The following is a 16,179-nucleotide window of genomic DNA, read 5'->3' as shown; positions in this document are numbered from 1 at the left end:
AATCTTCGCCGACCAGTCGACTGAGTTGATCGACTCGACCAACCAAACGTCTACAGCATTGGTCAAGCCCCCACCGTGGCGATGCCGCCCCCGAAGACGGACCGGTAGTTCCACTGCTGGGCTGACACCTAGTCGGCAGGCAGGGCGGCGGCGGCGGCGGCGACTTTGGCTGCAACATCGTTCAATGAAGAGTCTTTCGTGTTCAGTCCAGCATGCGAGGCGAGCATCGGGCTCACATCGTTGAGATCGTCGAAGCTCACTCCGTGCAGAACGGGGACAACGCGACGACTCGACAGCAATACTGCGAGTTCCTTCTCGGCCACACCCTCGGCCTCGATACTCTTGAGCAGCGCAGGCGTGACCAGCACAATCCCGACGCGGGAATTCCGGAGGCCTTTGTCGATCTCGCGGATCATGAGCGAACCGAGGGGGAGATCTTCCTCGCTAAACCAGACTGAAGCGCCGTTTGCTTTCAAGAAGCTGTACAAATCCTTCGCGCTACCTTGTCTGTCGTCCCACGCGTGGCACAGAAACAGGTCGCGGCGCTCTGGATGCGTCTGGGCCTGCTCGCTCGCCTTCCTCGTGAACGGCTCGACGGTGCGCCACTCTGTCGAGGTGTACGACACCGACCGGCCGGTCCTAGTCCGACGCGAGCCTCCGCTACTCCCTCCGGATGAGCTGTTTAACCTCGTTCCGCCGCTGTACGCGGACGACTGCCCGCCGCCATATGCGTACGACGGGTAGTAACTGCCCCTGCCGCTGCATGCAGGGCAGTTCGCGCGCCCACTTGCAGTGTGGTGGCCTCTAGACGGTGCTGTACATTGCGCCATGTATCGATGATAGACGTGGGGTCTGACACTATCGGTCCACTTGGCTCAGGCTATGCCACCGCGTTCCTCCGATACTGAATGGCTTTCATGAGTTCAAGTGTTGCATGCGAGAGCCGGAATGCGGTGAGTCCCAATCCAGCTCCTCAAGCGGCATCGATGCCAGCTGACTCATCATTCAGAAAATTCCTACGCTCGACGGTGAATACTGGTGGCGTGATGGAGCAGTAAATCGGCCCCACTGGTTGACAGCGGGTGCGGGGCGGTCGCCGACTGCCTCGGTTCGTACCCCAAGATTCGACCTGGGGGTTCAATCTTTGCGCCGCGCCAACACTCCAATGCAAGACCAGGTGAACCGAACTCAAGCTAGGTTGGAGCCCGTGGCACCACTCATCGATCATGTTCCGCGACACCTGCTTGACGAATTAGTCGAGGGAGCTTGGCTGCCGATCGTTGGTGCCGGGTTCTCCAGAAACGCGGTAGTACAGGGGGGAAAGCCGCCCGTTTCGTGGATTGAGTTGGGTGCCGCGTTGGGAAGTGATGTGGACGGCACAGACGTGACCAGCGGGACACTCGAGATCATCTCAGCCTTTGAACAGGCTTTTGGGCGTGTCGCACTCGTTGACAGGACCGCCTCACTGATACGAGCGTACGACGCAGCGCCTGGACCGACTCATCTCGCTTTCGCGCGGGTCGGGTTTGCAAATGTCGTCACAACCAATTTTGACCTACTGCTTGAGAGGGCCTACGAGCAGATCAATAAGGGATGCCTTCCTGTTGTAGACGAAACTCAGCTCTCGACGCCGAATAGATACGCTGGCCCCCGCATAATCAAGCTTCACGGCGATATAAATCATCCCGCCAGGATGGTAATTACAGAGGAGGATTACGACCAATTTCTCCATACATTCCCGTTGCTGGTGACGAGTGTTACAGCGATGCTTGTCGAGCGTACTGGGATTCTTGTCGGATACAGCCTTGACGACCCGGACACTAGACAAATTCTCGCACTGATAAAGCGACGTCTCGGTCGTATGTACCGTCCGCTTTGGACGGTGCAGATTGATTGCCCTCCCCACGTGGTCAGCAGATATGAACGACGGGGGGTAAAGGTCATTAACCTTCCTAAAGTTCGCGGGCTAAGCATTGGAGGTGAGCTGGAGCAGTTCTTCACCGAACTCGCTAAGTACTGGCGTGATCGGCTGCCGGAGAAAAGCGTAAACGCAGACGACCGTGTCACCGCCGATTTTCTGGTACTGGAGGAGCCGAGCCGAATCTGCTACTTCGCGATTCCAGCCAAACTGATCGGTTGGTACCGTGACTTCATCTTTCCTGAAGTTGAAGCACACGGACTGGTCCCCGTTACAGCGCGCGATATGTTCAGTCCGCCGGGCACAATCTCTGCAAAGCTCGACACTCTGATAAGCCGGGCGGCTTACGTCGTGGCCGAGGTCGGCGACCAGGCGAGTGAGTACGAAGTTGCGATGGCTGTCGCGCAGAAGGACGCGAGCAACGTCTTGCTTGTTCTCTCGGAGTCGCGTCCCTCGGTGCCATCGGCGCTACATGGACGATTCGCTCTCATGCGACCAGCCCGGTTCGAGGTCAGCCCCGATGAATTTGTACGTCACTTCCGAGATTGGCTTTCCTCCGTGGCGCAGAAGGAATTTTCCGAAAATGCGGAACCGGAGCGTTTGCTCAGACATCGCGAGTATGGGGCTGCGTTGATATCGGCCGTCTCTTTGTTGGAAGTCGCATTGTCCGAGATATTTGCTGCCAACGCCCGCGACTCGCCTCGGCCTACCCCGCTTCGGTCGATGCTAAAGGAAGCCGAGAGGCGGGATCTGTTCATCTCGGTTGAGGAAAAGCTAAGTATCGAAGAAGCGGTGAATCGGCGTAACCAGACGATTCATACGGCGGATACGATTTCTGGTGCCGACTCAAGAAGGCTCGTAAAAGCGATTCGTCAGTTCGTAGACCGCCTTAGGATTCGGAACTTAAGTGCGACACGCATGCAGTAGCGGCGAGCGGTTCAAGATAGACACCGCGTACGCGGGAAGTGAGATCCGCCGAAGCTAATAGGGCAGGGGTCTACCAGGTGCGGACCGCCACAGCCAATGTTAAGCGTCGTGGGGACACCTACAGCCTCTCGCGTTCAACTATGCGCGTGCAACGGCCGCCCCGACAACATCATCATAGCTTCACCGAGTGCCTCGTTCTGCGTGGGGTGGGCGTGCACGAAGCTACCGACCTCCGATGGCAGTGCTTCCCACGCAACCGCGAGTTGTGCCTCGCCGATCAATTCGCCCACGCGGTCACCGACGAGGTGGACGCCGACGACCGGGCCGTCATCGCGTGCTCGAATCACCTTGACTCCGCCGGCGGTGGAGAGAATGCGGCTCTTGCCGTTGCCGCCGAGGTCGTAGACCACCGACGTCACCGTGCCGTACTTCTCCTCCGCCGCCTTCTCGGTGAGTCCCACCGATGCCACCTCGGGGTGCGAATACGTCACGCGCGGAACGAGATCGCCGTCGATGCGTGCGGGCGAAAGGCCGGCAATGTGTTCGGCAACGAACATGCCGTGCTGAAAACCGCGATGAGCCAACTGATACCCCGCCACGATGTCGCCGACGGCATAGACGCCGTCCGCGGTGGTGAGCAGATTGTCGTCGACGGTGACGAAATCCCGTTCGGTGACGATGCCCTGCTCAGCTAGACCGAGGCCGTCGGTGCGAGGTCCACGTCCGACGGACACGAGTACGAGATCGGCCAAGAGGGTGTCGCCGGACGACAGCGCCACCGAAACGTCGTCGGCGGATTCGGTGACGCTCTCGACCTTGGTGCCGGTACGAATGTCGATGCCGCGCTTGCGCAATGCCTTCGTCAACTGCTTCGACGACCATTCGTCTTCGCCCGGAACGATACGATCGAGTGCCTCGGCGACAGTGACCTTGGCACCGAAAGAGGCCCAGATACTGGCGAATTCGATACCGATGACACCGCCGCCCAGTACGACGACAGACTCGGAGATACGGTCGAGCGCCAATGCGTCGTCGCTGGTGAGAACGCGAGGTCCAAGCTCGATGCCCGGGATGGTGCGCGAATACGAACCGGTCGCGAGGACCAGCGAAGACCCGGTGATGCGTCGACCCTCCACCTCGACCGTACGAGGACCGACCACCTGGCCGCGACCGGACACGATTTCGATGCCCGGCCGCTTCAATAGCCCTTGCAGTCCGGAGTACAGGCCGGCGACCACGCTGCGCTGATAGTCCAGTGCCGCTGGCATATCTACGCCCGCAAACGATGCGGTGACGCCGACATGTGACGAACCGCGGACCGCGTCGGCCACCTCGGCGGTGTGCAGCAGAGCCTTGGTGGGGATACATCCGCGGTGCAGGCACGTGCCGCCGAGCTTGTCCTCCTCGATCAGCGCGACCGACAGGCCGAGCTGTTCGGCCCGCAGGGCGCAGGAGTACCCGCCGGATCCACCGCCGAGGACGAGAACGTCGACGTCACTCATCGGACGGATCCCAACGCCACGACGGGGTTCTCGACGAAATCGGCCACGGTACGCAAGAACCCGCCGGCCACTCCGCCGTCGCACACGCGGTGATCGAAGGCCAACGACAGCTGCGCGACCTTGCGCACGGCCAATTGGCCGTCGACCACCCACGGGCGGTCGATGATGCGTCCGATGCCCAAGATCGCGGCTTCGGGATGGTTGATGATCGCGGCCGAGCCGTCGACCCCGAACACCCCGTAGTTGTTGAGTGTGAACGTTCCGCCGCTCAGGCGAGCTGCGGGGAGAGAACCGGTACGTGCCAGTTCGGTCAACTCGGCCAACCGCTCGGACAGTTCCTTCAGGTCGGCCTTGTCTGCCTGCGGCACAACGGGAACCATCAATCCGCGATCGGTCTGCGCGGCAATGCCGAGTCCGACGTTCTCGTATCGCAGGATCTCGCCGGCTGCGGTGTCGACGGTGCTGTTGAGCTCTGGGAACTTGGCCAGCGCGATCATGGTGAGTTTGGCGAGGACCGCCAACAGCGTCACCTTGACTCCGTCGATGGAGGTGTCGAGGTCGCGTCGGGCCTGCATAAGCGCCGTCGCGTCGACGTCCACCCAGACGGTCGCTTCGGGTATCTCCGAGCGACTGCGAGAGAGTTTGTCTGCGATGGTCTTACGGATACCGGTGATCGGGATCCGCGTGACGCCCTCCGGCGAGGAAGCAACGCGCGAACCGGCCAAGGCTCGCTCGACATCCGCGCGGGTGATGACGCCGTGGCCGCCGGCGGTATCGATAGACGTCAGATCCAGCCCACCCTGCAACGCCATGCTCCGAACGATGGGGGAGAGCACCTTCGGTGCATGTGAGCGGCTCGGTTCGCTGGTCGCTCCGCAGGCTCCGCTCCGATTCGTAGCCTGGGTCGAGTTTCCGCTCACCTGTGGCGCAGCCGCTCCCACCTGCGGCGCAGCCGCTCTCCGTTTGCGACGGTTGGTAGGGCCATGGCCGGTGCCGTAGCCGATGAGCACGTTCCCCGAACCGGCGCGTTCTTCCTCGCGGTAACGCTCGTGGGCCGCAGGGGTATCGGCGACGGCACCGCCGCTGATGCTGATCAGGGGTGCGCCGACGGCGAGTGAGGTGCCCTCGGCCGCATGCAGTTCGCCGACGACACCCTCGAACGGGCAGGGCACCTCGACGGAGGCTTTCGCCGTTTCGACCTCGACGACGACCTGATCGATGGTGACCGTATCGCCGGGCTTGACCTTCCACTCCACGATCTCGGCCTCGGTCAGTCCTTCACCGAGATCGGGGAGCAGGAATACCTGCATGCTCATACCGTGACCGCCTTGCTGAGGTCGGGAGCATCGTTCCACTGCAGTCGATCCATCGCATCGAGCACACGATCGGCGGACGGGAGGTGGAAGTGCTCGAGTTTCGGTGCCGGGTAGGGAATGTCGAGTCCGGTGACCCGTAGTACCGGAGCGTGCAGGTGATGGAAACAACGCTCGGAGACCCGCGAGGCGATCTCGGCGGCTACGCCTGAAAACCCCTGCGCTTCCTGAATCACGATGCAGCGTCCGGTCTTACGTACCGAGGCTGCGACGGTCTCGTCGTCGAACGGATTGAGCGAACGCAGATCGATCACCTCGACGCTCCGGCCGTCCTCGGCCGCGAATTCAGCGGCCTGCATGGCGACGGACACGGTGGGGCCGTAGGCGAGAAGCGTGACGTCGGTGCCGGCACGACGTACGACGGCGGTGCCGATCGGCTCGGTCTTGGCCAGCTCGATGTCGTCCTTGGAGAAGTACAGCCGCTTCGGTTCGAGGAAGATCACCGGATCGGGATCGGCGATGGCGTCACGCATCAGCGAATACGCGTCGGCCACGGTGGACGGGGAGACGACCTTCAGGCCCGGGGTGTGGGCGTAGTAGGCCTCGGACGAGTCGCAGTGATGTTCGACGCCGCCGATACCGCCGGCGAACGGGATACGAATGACCATCGGCGCGGTGAGCGATCCTCGAGTTCTGTTGCGCAGCTTGGCAACATGCGACACGATCTGCTCGAATGCCGGGTAGGCGAAGGCGTCGAACTGCATCTCGACGACGGGCTTGTAGCCCGACATCGCCATCCCGATCGCAAATCCGACGATGCCCGACTCCGCGAGCGGGGTGTCGAAGCAGCGATCGTCACCGAAGTCTCGGGTCAGTCCGTCCGTAACGCGAAAGACGCCGCCGAGCGTGCCGACGTCTTCGCCGAACACGACGACCTTCTCGTCCTCGGTCAACGCGTCGCGCAGGGCGGCGTTGAGGGCTCCGGCCATGGTCATCGTGGTCATGACAGTTCTCCTGCTGCGATTTCGGCGGCGACCTGATTGCGCTGTTCGGTCAGGCCCGGGGTGGGGGAGGAGTAGACGAATCGGAACAGATCCTCGGGGTCGACGTCCTGCTCGACGTTCATGCCTGCGCGAAGTGCCGCGGCATCGGCGTCGGCGGATACCGTCATCTGCTCGCGGAGCTCGTCGGTAAGCAGACCCTGGCCTTCGAGGTAGGAATCCAGGCGCGAAAGCGGATCCCGAGCCAACCAGCCCTCGACCTCGTCGGCCTTGCGGTAGCGAGTGGCGTCGTCCGCGTTCGTGTGTGCGTCCATGCGGTAGGTATGCGCCTCGACGACTACCGGTCCCTTGCCTGCTCGGACGTACTTCACGGCCTCGTCCATCACGGCCATCATGGCGATCGGGTCGTTGCCGTCGACCTGCTCGCTACCGATGCCGTAGCCGACACCCTTGTGCGACAACGAGGGAGCTGCAGTCTGACGTGCGAGGGGAACGCTGATGGCGAATCCGTTGTTCTGCACCAGGAAAATCACCGGGGCGCGGAACACCGCGGCAAAGTTGAGGGCCTCGTGGAAGTCGCCTTCACTGGTCGCACCGTCACCGCAGAATGCGAGGGCGATGGTGTCTCGTCCCTGCTTGGCCTCGGCGTAGGCGAAACCGGTCGCGTGCAGCAATTGTGTTGCCAGAGGGGTGCATTGGGGAGCCACCTTGTAGGCGGTGGGATCGTATCCGCAGTGCCAGTAGCCGGCGAGCATGCCGAGCAACTCCACCTGGTCGACGCCTCGCGCCGCGAGAGCCATCGAGTCACGGTACGTCGGGAACATCCAGTCCTGCTCACCCAGGCAGAGGGCTGCGGCGATCTGGCAGGCCTCCTGGCCGCGCGAGGACGGGTAGACCGCGAGCCTGCCCTGCTTGGTCAATGCCGTTGCCTGCTGGTCGAATCGGCGACCGTGCACCATCGAGCGATACATCTCGAGCAGGCGCTCGTTCGACGGGTGTGCGTAGCGGGCGGCACTGTCCACGCCCGTCCCATCGGGTGCGAGATATTGCACGGGACGGTCGGCAGGCATGAACTGTTGGTAGGACGTTGCCGGAACCTTCTCGACGGTCGTCATGTCGCACTCTCCTGAAATCGGCTTGTACGGCGATTCTGGCCGAATCGGTGAGGAAGAAGTCCGATGGTCGTAGGATTGCAGACATATGGCTGCCGATCTGGATGCAGACCTCAAAAGTGTCCGATCGGCACAACGAACCACGAGGTAGGAGCGGACGAATGGACGACGTCTCGAGACGTGTGGAATTGGACGACACGGATCGGCATATTCTCACCGAGCTGACCTCCGACGGTCGGGTCTCGATGCGGGTGCTGGCCGATCGTCTCAATCTCTCTCGGGCACATACCTATACGCGGGTGGACAGGCTCAAGGATGCGGGCGTCATCGAGCGGTTCACCGTGCAGGTGGACCACGCGGCGTCCGGGCTCGGTACCTCTGCATTCATCGCGATGTCCATCCGTCAGGACTCGTGGCGCAGTGTGTCCGAGGGTTTGCGATCGATGGAGTTCGTCGACCATTTCAGTTTGCTCGGAGGGGATTTCGACGTGCTGGTACTCATCAGGACTCCCGACAACGAGAGTCTGCGGCAAGTGGTGCTGGAGGGGCTGCAATCGCTCGACGGCGTTCGGGCGACCCGCACATGGCTGATCTTCGACGAGGACCGAGGTGGTTTGGGACGGACGACGCCGCCCACCGAACGCTGACAGTGGGCGGCGTCGAACAGGGTACGAGTCAGAAGTTGCCGCGAGCGTCCTGCTCGCGCTCGATGGCCTCGAACAGTGCCTTGAAGTTGCCGATGCCGAAGCCGAGCGAGCCGTGGCGTTCGATCAGCTCGAAGAACACCGTCGGGCGGTCGACCAGCGGCTTGGTGAAGATCTGCAGCAGATACCCGTCCTCGTCTCGGTCGACGAGAATTCCGCGCTTCTGCAACTCTTCGATCGGCACTCGGACGTTACCGATACGGGCTCGCAGTGCGGGATCCTCGTAGTACGAATCGGGCGTAGCGAGGAATTCGACGCCCGCCGCGCGGAGGGCATCGACCGAGGACAGGATGTCGTTGGTCGCCAGCGCCAGATGCTGGGCTCCGGGGCCTCGATAGAAATCCAGGTACTCGTCGATCTGTGAACGCTTCTTGGCGATGGCCGGCTCGTTCAGCGGAAACTTCACCCGGTGGTTGCCGTTGGAGACAACCTTGCTCATCAACGCCGAATAGTCGGTTGCGATATCGGCCCCCACGAACTCGGCCATGTTAGTGAAGCCCATGACGCGGTGATAGAAGTCGACCCACTCGTCCATCTTGCCCAGCTCGACATTGCCGACCACGTGATCGAGGGCCTGGAAGATGCGCTTGGGGGCGCCTTCCGGTCGCTGCAGCGTCGACGTGCGTGGCACATAACCAGGGAGGTACGTGCCGGTGTATCGGGATCGGTCCACCAACGTGTGCCGGGTGTCGCCGTAGGTCGCGATGGATGCGGTGCGGACCGTGCCGTGCTCGTCGGACATGTCGGTCGGCTCTTGCAGTACTCGCGCGCCCTGGGCCCGCGCATGTTCGATGCATCGGTCAACGTCCGGCACCGCGAGCGCGATGTCGACGACGCCGTCGCCGTGGCGCGTGTGGTGTGCCACCAGTTCGCTGTCGGGGTCGACTGCTCCCTTGATGACGAAACGCACTGCGCCCGATTTGAGTACGTATGCGTGGTGGTCGCGTTGGCCGGTCGTGGGACCCGAGTACGCAACGAGCTCCATGCCGAACGCGGACTGGAAGAAGTGCGCGGTCTGCATCGCGTTGCCGACCACCCACACGATGGCGTCCCAGCCACTGACCGGAAAGGGGTCGCGCTTGTCGTCGTACTCGACGAGTCCGACGAGCTGGCGGAGCTGGTCTGCGTCGAGGTCGGCCAGTCTTTCGTCGTCGTTCAGAATATTGTCGAGGCTCATGAAGTCTCCCTGGTTCAGGTGATGGATCGGGCGCGGCGACAAGAGTTTCGGCCGCCTTCGGTTCCAGCTGCGCGAACTGTCCTGATGACTCAAACATCGCCGGTGAGAGGCGTCAATCGACCCAAGTTTTACTATCAGTGCTGTACAGATGGACCAGGACTCAGAGCGGTTTGCTATACAATTCGCATAGCAAACTGGAGGTACGCGATGGAATCCACATTGGACGAGTTGGACCGAGCAATGCTCGCTGCGCTGCATGACAATTCGAGGATCGGCGTACTCGAGCTGTCGCGAACGCTCGGTGTCGCGCGTGCGACGGTGACGGCCCGTCTGCAGCGATTGGAGGACAGCGGCGTCATCACCGGCTATCAGCCTCGAATCGGTTTGGCAGCAGCCGGTTACGGAGTTCAGGCGTTCGTCACATTGGAGATTGCCCAGGGCGCGCTCGGCGACGTCGTTGCCGTCCTGGAGCAGATACCCGGGGTGTTGGAGGCATTCGCAACGACCGGAGCCGGAGACGTGTTGTGCCGGGTCGCAGCTGCCTCGCATGACGACCTACAGCGAACCCTGATCGTACTCAACCAATCTCGTACGATTGCGCGGTCCACGAGTGTGGTCGTGCTCTCGGAGTTGGTCGAGTTTCGAGCCATGCCATTGCTGAATACCGCCGAGCCCGAGAGAGCGCCGAAGGCACCTGCCTACCGGCGAACGCGCGACTGAATCGCGGTAACGAACGGGAAGGGCCCGACGACATGGTGTGCACGGGCAGCTTCGACAAGCCCCAACCGCTTGGAGGGCTCAATGTTCATACGCACCCGACGCTCGGCTCTATTGTGCGGTGTAGTTGCCCTCACGGCCGCTGTGGCGGGCTGCTCCGCGGACTCGCCCACAGCCACCCCCGCTACCCCCACCAGCACCGTCGCTGTCGCCTCGTCCGCTCCAGCCGGCGCATCGCCAACCGAGCCAGGTACCGGTGCAGCCGACCCGACCGCGGATCAGCAGACGACGGAACCCGACGTCGGCACGTTGCCGACCTCCGCATTCGGAGAGGGGTTGGGATACTCGTTCGATACCCCTAGCGGTCAGATTCAGTGTCGGGTGACCAGCTCGACGCTGGGCTGCCAAACACGTGGTCACCCGCATACGGTGACCACCGACAGCCTGTGCAAGATCTACCTCGGCCAAGAGCAGAGCAGGGCGGATCTGTTCGGGTATCTGGAAGGCGGGACGCTTCCGTGTGCAACCGTCACGCAGGGTGAGGCGTACCAGTCGCCACACACGCTGCAGTACGGCCAGCAAGTGACTTTCCCACTCGACCAAGGCATCTCGGTCACCTGTGGATCGGCGATCGACGGGCTCACCTGTACCGACACCGACCGGTCCAACGGTGCTGGGTTCTTTCTGTCGGTCGAGTCGTTCACGCAACTGTGAACTCGGTTGCTGCCTTCAGGCAGGCTGGATACGACCCCGAACGTCGCCGAAGCCGATGCGCGAACCGTTCGGCCCCGGCGCGCTAGCGGCGATGACGACGTCGTCGCCGTCTTCGAGGAAGGTGCGAGTCTCCGAGCCCAGAGTTACAGGCTCTGAACCGCCCCAGGTTAATTCGATGAACGCGCCACGCTGATTCTTCTCGGGTCCCGAGATGGTGCCCGAGGCGAACAGGTCACCGGTTCGGCTGCTCGCGCCGTTGACGGTCTCGTGGGCAAGCATCTGAGCGGGGGACCAGTACATCGCACTGTAGGGCGGGTTGGAGACGATGTGGCCGTTCCACGCGACGGTCAGATCGATATCGAGAGCCCAGGAACGAGTTTCGCGGAGGTACTTGAGCGGCTCAGGATCCTGCACCGGCGTCGAGACTCGCGCCTGCTCCAATGCGAGCAAGGGGACCACCCACGGAGAGATGGACGTCGCAAAACTCTTACCGAGATTCGGCCCCAGCGGCACGTACTCCCAGGCCTGGATGTCGCGAGCCGACCAGTCGTTGACGATGACGGCACCGAACACGTGCTCGGAGAATTGATCCGGAGAGATGGGACCATCCGCGGGGACGCCGACGACGAAGCCCATCTCGGCTTCGATGTCGAGTCGCCGACTCGGACCGAACGTGGGCGACGGCTCGTCGGGTGCCTTGCGTTGCCCTCGAGGCCGGGTGATGTCGGTGCCCGAGACGACGACCGTGCCTGCCCGTCCGTGATACGCGACGGGCAGGTGCTTCCAATTCGGTAGCAGCGGTTCGGCATCGGGCCGGAAGAGTCGGCCGAGATTGGAGGCGTGGTGCTCCGAAGCGTAGAAGTCCACGTAGTCGGCCACCTCGAACGGCAGATGCATCGTGACATCGGAAACGGGCGCGATTGCTTCCGCAGGGGTCTGGCCACCGGTGAGCATGTCGGTGACGGCCGTGCGTACTTCCACCCATCGACTGCGTCCGCGGGCCATGAACGCGTTCAGGCTCGCCGACGCGAATTCGGCGTCATCCAACGCTGCGTACAGGTCGATCACGTTGTCGCCATAGCGGACTCCCACACGCGCATCCGTGCCTCGAGTGCTGAAGATGCCATACGGGAGGTTGTCGATTCCGAACTCGGAATCGGTGGGAATGTCGATGTGCGTCACGAACGGCGCTCCTGATTCACGGGGGTGGGGCTCACTGAGGTGGGACGAGTCCGAGGCGGACGAGATCGTCGAGGGGTTCACTGATGCTGCAGGTGCCGAAGGAGGCGAAGGCGCGTTGGCCCTCGATCCCGGCGACGAGCCCGGCGAGGACGTCGGCATCTCGAATCGCCAGTATCTTCTCGAGCTCACCGACGCGAGCGCCGCTGTGCGCGGCTTCGGCCGCAAGGATCACGTTGAGGAAACCGTGCTGCTCGAACCCGTTGTCGGGATCGGTGTTACGGGCAGCATGGTGCAGACCCGCGGTGGCTTTGAAGTGGACCTCGCGCCGTGCCGCCTCGTAGATGGACGCAGCGAGTTCCCGTTCGTCCGGATACTGGTCGGCCGTGACGCCGCCGGTCCTGAATTTGGCGCGATACCCGAACTCGTCGACGGCGTCGAAGATGTCGTCTCGTCGGGAGTCTCGGGGAATTTCGACATAGATGTCGATGTCCTGAGTGATGGTGCGCAAGGCGTCGATTTTCGTGCCATCGGGTACTGCCACTTCGACGGCAACAACCGTCACCCCGGCGGTACGGTCGGCGACCCGCAGGCCTGCCTCCACGCTGCTCGGCCCTGCCGGTGCGGTCAGCGCCACCTCCATTCGAGCACCGAGGACGAGCTCGTTCACCCGGTCCATCGGAACGACCAACGGGCCGACGACGTCTGCGAAAGAGCTGGCCCGGTACGCGAGATGTTGTGCCACAGCAACATCGAGCGGTGCGTTGCCGGGAGGGAAGACAGCGGCGTCGTCGCACAGGCGATGGAAGAACTTTGGGATCATCGGTTCGGTCCCCGGCCGGCCCAGGTCCACGCGTATCCGGCGTCCTCACATGCGAGAGCACCTTCTCCGAGTTCGAGGGGGCGGAAGGTATCGACCATCACGGCCAGCTCGTCGAAGAACTCGGCACCGATGCTGCGTTCGTACGCACCGGGTTGCGGCCCATGAGCGTGACCGCCCGGATGTACCGAGATGGAACCCTGCCCGATTCCCGAGCCCTTGCGGGCCTCGTAGTCGCCGCCTACGTAGAACATGATCTCGTCCGAGTCGACGTTGGAGTGGTAGTACGGCACCGGAATTGCCAGCGGGTGGTAGTCGACCTTGCGCGGAACGAAGTTGCAGATCACGAAATTCGACCCTTCGAAGGCCTGGTGTGCAGGCGGCGGTTGATGCACGCGGCCGGTGATCGGTTCGTAGTCGGAGATGTTGAACGTGTACGGGTACAGGCATCCGTCCCACCCCACCACGTCGAACGGGTGATGCGGGTAGACGTATCGGGTCCCGACGATGCCCGTCGAACCGCGGTGTTTGACAAGCACTTCGACGTCACTGCCCTCGACGACCAGAGGCTCCGTGGGGCCGTGCAGATCGCGTTCGCAGTAGGGAGCGTTCTCGAGCAACTGGCCGTACTTCGACAGGAACCGCTTCGGTGGCGCGATGTGACTGTTGGCTTCGATGGCGTACGCGCGAAGTGGACCGTCCGGAATCCAACGGTGCGTCGTCGAGCGCGGGATGAGCACGTAGTCACCCTGCTGCGCCTGGAGAGCGCCGAACACCGTTTCTACGGTGGCAGAGCCGGATTCGATGTAGACCATCTCGTCGCCGATCGAATTGCGATACAGCGGTGAGGTTTTCGATGCGACGACATAGGACAGTCTGACGTCGGCATTGCCGAGGACGAGTCGCCGGCCGGTGACGACGTCGGTGTCCGCCACCGCGGATTCGGGAAACAGCTCGTGCAACTTCAGATGCCGCGGCACGAGTGGATGGTTGGGCGTCGTCGATTGATCGGGGAGTTCCCAGACCGTCGCATCGACGATTGCCGACGGTATGTGGCGGTGATAGAGCAGAGACGAGTCCGAGGAGAAGCCCTCTTCACCCATCAGCTCCTCGAAGTAGAGGTTGCCGTCTGGAGTTCGGTGCTGGGTGTGCCGCTTCGGCGGTATAGACCCGAGCTGCCGGTAGTAGGCCACGTCATCGCTCCTGTGTTCTGTTCACCACTTGTAGTAAATACATTAACTAAATAGTCGTGATCTACACAACCCTCAATTGCGTCCGCGGACGTCGAACTGGCTGCGGTTGGTGATGAGTTTGGTCAGCAGCATCACCAGAATCCGCTGCTCGGGTTCGGTGAGCACGCTTGCCCATGCGTTCTCTCGCTCGTTCTGTTCGGCGAAGGTCTCCACCATCTCGGCGTGCCCCTGCTCGGTGAGGGCGAGACGGACCGAACGACCGTCGGACTCGTCGGGCGTACTGGCGAGCAGGCCGGCGGTGATGAGTGTCTTGGACAGGTTCGAGACGGCCGCGCGGCTCATACCGGTCAGCTCCGCCGCGCGCTTCGGTTCGATCGGACCTGCCAGCCACGTGACGAACATCAGTCGAAACGACGACCACGACCAGCCTCGGGGGCGATGAACCGTCGCCTCCAAGTCGTAGGTCACGATGTTCGACGCCCGGTTGAGTGTCAGCAGAACCTCTGTGGCCAGTTGGTGCTCGAACCCGTAATCCCGGGCCAGTGTGGTGTTGGCGGTGTCGATGAACGACCAGAAATCGGGCTCGGGTGCGTCGGTCACGGATTCACTGTAACCACGAACTCATCTGATCAATGCCTTTATTACTCGACCAGGCACAATTCATGTCTGATCCCGGAGGGGCCATGATGGACCCATGAGCTCGAAGAACCTGTTCGGTGGCCCACGGACCCTGCTGATAGTGGCAGCAGTGGTCATCGTGATTGCACTTGTCGCTGCCGCCGCGACGCTGATCGTTCGCGCTGTGCTCGGACCGCCCGAGGGTGAGAACAAGTTCGAGATCAAGGGCTACTCGGTGGTCCAGGTCGATCCGCAGGTCAGCGACCTCGCGCTCGCCACACGCTAGCCGACTCTTCGGCGACTCGCGGGTCGTGTGTCTGCTGAAAGTTTCGCCCTCCGCGCGCGAATGTCTGCAGTGTCGCCGCCGGAACCTCCGCCTCCGGGACGGGCGCGCTCGTCCACTGGCAACTCCGAACGAAGATCATGTTCGACGCCACCGCATCGTCGCTGTGGTCTTCCCGCAGTGGGCCGGAAATTCGGCCGAGGAAGTATTCGCCACGTGCGGTTCGCGTCCAGACGAAGGATCCGTCCGGAACCTGCTCGAAGCGCTCGACCCGTCGTAGCGATCGTTCGTCGTCAGCCGACATTCCGCAGAGTCCGTAGGTGAGGGCACGCTCGACGCCGTCCCGCATCGGTGCGCGATAGACATCCGGCATACAGCCGAGCGTAGGACCCGAGGGGTGTACATACCTGTTGGTCCGTTGCACGATGTTCTCGAACAGCGGACGAATTCGACGAAATGGGGAGCATCGTGTTTTCGAGAAAGACAGCTATTCGTCTCGCGGCGGCACCGTTGGTGGCGGGAGCCCTGGCGCTGGGGTCGGCGGGCGTCGCGTCGGCCGCGACCACTACGGAGCTCAGGCCGGCACAGGCATTCGTTTTCTTCCAACACGGTGTCAGCTTCGGGTCGGGGCCGGTCGAGGCAAGGGCGACGGTGGGCATCGAGGCAGGGGAAGTCACGGTGACGACGGCGAGCAAGATTTCGGGTGCGGGTGACATGGGCTCGTCTGCGGTGAGCCTGCTGCCGGTTCCGGTGACCGTGGTGTGGACGAACATCGACAACGGCCGATCCGGTTCGGCGGGTGGGATATCGACCGAGCCGATCACTCTCGTTACCGGTGCGGGTCGTGTGGATCTCACGATCACGACGGACACTCTCAACCTGCCCGGTGGTGGCCGCGTCGTCGTGGAGTAGCCGTGCCTTCGGCGTGGATGTTGGGTGTAGCGGTAGCAACCTCGCGGACGTGGTGGACCACGTCATCGATACGGTGGGTCGACGCCGTA

The 16,179-nt window shown here is 62.6% G+C and carries 17 protein-coding genes; 6 read left to right on the top strand and 11 right to left on the bottom strand.

Features of this window, described 5'->3' with window-relative positions:
- Positions 1-128: 128 nt before the first annotated feature.
- Complete coding sequence (locus tag O4220_RS16505; RefSeq protein WP_269606061.1) at positions 129-626, bottom strand: toll/interleukin-1 receptor domain-containing protein; 498 nt, start codon at positions 624-626, stop codon at positions 129-131.
- Positions 627-1,207: 581 nt separating this feature from the next.
- Here O4220_RS16505 and O4220_RS16500 point away from each other — a divergent pair.
- Entirely contained in the window at positions 1,208-2,845 is a 1,638-nt protein-coding gene (locus O4220_RS16500; RefSeq protein ID WP_269606059.1) for an SIR2 family NAD-dependent protein deacylase, read from the top strand.
- A gap of 134 nt (positions 2,846-2,979) precedes the next feature.
- Here the strand turns inward: O4220_RS16500 and lpdA are convergent, their stop codons facing one another.
- The 4 genes from lpdA to pdhA are packed head-to-tail and all read right to left on the bottom strand — an operon-like array spanning position 2,980 to position 7,776.
- On the bottom strand, positions 2,980-4,347 hold the full coding sequence (gene lpdA, locus O4220_RS16495; RefSeq protein WP_269606056.1) for a dihydrolipoyl dehydrogenase: 1,368 nt from the start codon (positions 4,345-4,347) through the stop codon (positions 2,980-2,982).
- On the bottom strand, positions 4,344-5,663 hold the full coding sequence (locus O4220_RS16490) for a dihydrolipoamide acetyltransferase family protein (RefSeq protein WP_269606054.1): 1,320 nt from the start codon (positions 5,661-5,663) through the stop codon (positions 4,344-4,346). Before O4220_RS16490 ends, lpdA begins: the two co-directional genes overlap by 4 nt.
- Entirely contained in the window at positions 5,660-6,664 is a 1,005-nt protein-coding gene (locus tag O4220_RS16485) for an alpha-ketoacid dehydrogenase subunit beta (protein ID WP_269606052.1), read from the bottom strand. The genes O4220_RS16490 and O4220_RS16485 overlap by 4 nt, the downstream gene beginning before the upstream one ends.
- Entirely contained in the window at positions 6,661-7,776 is a 1,116-nt protein-coding gene (gene pdhA, locus O4220_RS16480) for a pyruvate dehydrogenase (acetyl-transferring) E1 component subunit alpha (RefSeq protein WP_269606051.1), read from the bottom strand. The genes O4220_RS16485 and pdhA overlap by 4 nt, the downstream gene beginning before the upstream one ends.
- 158 nt (positions 7,777-7,934) lie before the next feature.
- On the opposite strand from pdhA, the gene O4220_RS16475 reads away from it, so the two are divergent.
- A complete protein-coding gene (locus O4220_RS16475) occupies positions 7,935-8,420 on the top strand; it encodes an Lrp/AsnC family transcriptional regulator (RefSeq protein WP_037175778.1) in 486 nt (161 codons plus the stop codon).
- Between the two features lie 28 nt (positions 8,421-8,448).
- On the opposite strand, the gene hppD is transcribed toward O4220_RS16475, so the two are convergent.
- Positions 8,449-9,654, bottom strand: coding sequence for a 4-hydroxyphenylpyruvate dioxygenase (gene hppD / locus O4220_RS16470; RefSeq protein ID WP_269606046.1), 1,206 nt, complete (start codon positions 9,652-9,654; stop codon positions 8,449-8,451).
- Between the two features lie 207 nt (positions 9,655-9,861).
- On the opposite strand from hppD, the gene O4220_RS16465 reads away from it, so the two are divergent.
- Positions 9,862-10,374 (top strand): Lrp/AsnC family transcriptional regulator, encoded by a 513-nt coding sequence (locus tag O4220_RS16465; protein WP_269606044.1) that lies wholly within the window; start codon positions 9,862-9,864, stop codon positions 10,372-10,374.
- Positions 10,375-10,455: 81 nt separating this feature from the next.
- Positions 10,456-11,085 carry a hypothetical protein gene (locus O4220_RS16460; protein ID WP_269606042.1) on the top strand — a complete coding sequence of 210 codons (630 nt, stop codon included), beginning with the start codon at positions 10,456-10,458 and terminating at the stop codon, positions 11,083-11,085.
- Positions 11,086-11,100: 15 nt separating this feature from the next.
- On the opposite strand, the gene fahA is transcribed toward O4220_RS16460, so the two are convergent.
- The 4 genes from fahA to O4220_RS16440 all read right to left on the bottom strand — a co-directional run bounded on the left by fahA (position 11,101) and on the right by O4220_RS16440 (position 14,877).
- Positions 11,101-12,267, bottom strand: coding sequence for a fumarylacetoacetase (gene fahA / locus O4220_RS16455; protein ID WP_269606040.1), 1,167 nt, complete (start codon positions 12,265-12,267; stop codon positions 11,101-11,103).
- Positions 12,268-12,298: 31 nt separating this feature from the next.
- The gene (locus O4220_RS16450) at positions 12,299-13,087 is read right to left on the bottom strand and encodes a hypothetical protein (protein ID WP_269606038.1); all 789 of its coding nucleotides are present in this window, start codon (positions 13,085-13,087) and stop codon (positions 12,299-12,301) included.
- Positions 13,084-14,277: a homogentisate 1,2-dioxygenase gene (locus O4220_RS16445; RefSeq protein WP_269606036.1), complete on the bottom strand. Its 1,194-nt coding sequence runs from the start codon at positions 14,275-14,277 to the stop codon at positions 13,084-13,086. The genes O4220_RS16450 and O4220_RS16445 overlap by 4 nt, the downstream gene beginning before the upstream one ends.
- A 72-nt stretch (positions 14,278-14,349) precedes the next feature.
- Positions 14,350-14,877, bottom strand: coding sequence for a MarR family winged helix-turn-helix transcriptional regulator (locus O4220_RS16440; RefSeq protein WP_269606034.1), 528 nt, complete (start codon positions 14,875-14,877; stop codon positions 14,350-14,352).
- 94 nt (positions 14,878-14,971) lie between these two features.
- Between O4220_RS16440 and O4220_RS16435 the strand changes: the two genes are divergently transcribed.
- A complete protein-coding gene (locus O4220_RS16435; RefSeq protein WP_094693806.1) occupies positions 14,972-15,181 on the top strand; it encodes a hypothetical protein in 210 nt (69 codons plus the stop codon).
- On the opposite strand, the gene O4220_RS16430 is transcribed toward O4220_RS16435, so the two are convergent.
- Complete coding sequence (locus O4220_RS16430; RefSeq protein ID WP_269606027.1) at positions 15,153-15,551, bottom strand: GAF domain-containing protein; 399 nt, start codon at positions 15,549-15,551, stop codon at positions 15,153-15,155. The genes O4220_RS16435 and O4220_RS16430 overlap by 29 nt on opposite strands.
- A gap of 95 nt (positions 15,552-15,646) precedes the next feature.
- Here O4220_RS16430 and O4220_RS16425 point away from each other — a divergent pair, with 95 nt between their 5' ends.
- A complete protein-coding gene (locus O4220_RS16425) occupies positions 15,647-16,090 on the top strand; it encodes a hypothetical protein (protein ID WP_269606025.1) in 444 nt (147 codons plus the stop codon).
- The last annotated feature ends 89 nt before the right edge of the window (positions 16,091-16,179 follow it).

This window comes from Rhodococcus ruber (assembly GCF_027270735.1).
Taxonomy (GTDB): Bacteria; Actinomycetota; Actinomycetes; order Mycobacteriales; family Mycobacteriaceae; genus Rhodococcoides; species Rhodococcoides rubrum_A.
Note: the sequence above shows the minus strand (reverse complement) of the source record. Positions and strands in the feature narration are given on the sequence as shown.

Coding starts and splice junctions, on each gene's coding strand:
- O4220_RS16475 (WP_037175778.1), top strand. CDS start 7,935: ATGGACGACGTCTCGAGACGTGTGGAATTGGACGACACGGATCGGCAT.
- lpdA (WP_269606056.1), bottom strand. CDS start 4,347: ATGAGTGACGTCGACGTTCTCGTCCTCGGCGGTGGATCCGGCGGGTAC.
- O4220_RS16430 (WP_269606027.1), bottom strand. CDS start 15,551: ATGCCGGATGTCTATCGCGCACCGATGCGGGACGGCGTCGAGCGTGCC.
- hppD (WP_269606046.1), bottom strand. CDS start 9,654: ATGAGCCTCGACAATATTCTGAACGACGACGAAAGACTGGCCGACCTC.
- O4220_RS16490 (WP_269606054.1), bottom strand. CDS start 5,663: ATGAGCATGCAGGTATTCCTGCTCCCCGATCTCGGTGAAGGACTGACC.
- O4220_RS16435 (WP_094693806.1), top strand. CDS start 14,972: ATGAGCTCGAAGAACCTGTTCGGTGGCCCACGGACCCTGCTGATAGTG.
- O4220_RS16450 (WP_269606038.1), bottom strand. CDS start 13,087: ATGATCCCAAAGTTCTTCCATCGCCTGTGCGACGACGCCGCTGTCTTC.
- O4220_RS16465 (WP_269606044.1), top strand. CDS start 9,862: ATGGAATCCACATTGGACGAGTTGGACCGAGCAATGCTCGCTGCGCTG.
- O4220_RS16485 (WP_269606052.1), bottom strand. CDS start 6,664: ATGACCACGATGACCATGGCCGGAGCCCTCAACGCCGCCCTGCGCGAC.
- pdhA (WP_269606051.1), bottom strand. CDS start 7,776: ATGACGACCGTCGAGAAGGTTCCGGCAACGTCCTACCAACAGTTCATG.
- O4220_RS16460 (WP_269606042.1), top strand. CDS start 10,456: ATGTTCATACGCACCCGACGCTCGGCTCTATTGTGCGGTGTAGTTGCC.